1 protein-coding gene is annotated in these 570 nt (G+C 48.4%); it reads left to right on the top strand.

Annotated features, from left to right (window positions below; all coding sequences use genetic code 11):
• Window positions 1–570, top strand: a 570-nt coding sequence (locus FC20_RS09665) for a BMP family lipoprotein (RefSeq protein WP_156402978.1), incomplete at both ends; no start/stop codon positions are given.

The following is a 570-nucleotide window of genomic DNA, read 5'->3' as shown; positions in this document are numbered from 1 at the left end:
GCTACCAATACTTTGAATCTTCATCAGCTGCTGACTACACGCCTAACTTCACCCAAGCTGCACAAGCTGGCTACAAGACCATCTACGGTGTCGGCTACATGCTGGCTGACTCAGTTAAGGCAGCTTCAAAGAAGTACCCTAAGAAGAACTTCGTTATCATTGACTCCGTTGTTAGCGGTCAAAAGAACGTTGCTTCCGTAACCTTCAAGAGTAACGAAGCTTCATATCTTGCCGGTTTAGCAGCTGCTTACACTACCAAGACCAACCACGTTGGCTTTATCGGTGGTGCCAAGTCAAGCGTTTTGGAATTGTTCGAAGCCGGCTTCAAGCAAGGCGTTAAGGACGGTGCCAAGGCTTTAGGCAAGAAAATCAAGATCGACGACCAATACATCGGCAACTTCACTTCAACTGACAAGGCTAAGTCAATTGCTCAATCAATGTACACTGACGGCGCCGACATCATCTACCAAGCTGCTGGTAACGCCGGCAACGGTGTCTTCACTGAAGCTAAGACCCGGAACAAGGCCACTACTGCTGCTAAGAAGGTTTGGGTAATCGGTGTTGACGTTG

The sequence above is a fragment of the Lactobacillus equicursoris DSM 19284 = JCM 14600 = CIP 110162 genome, from assembly GCF_001434815.1.
Taxonomy (GTDB): Bacteria; Bacillota; Bacilli; order Lactobacillales; family Lactobacillaceae; genus Lactobacillus; species Lactobacillus equicursoris.
Note: the sequence above shows the minus strand (reverse complement) of the source record. Positions and strands in the feature narration are given on the sequence as shown.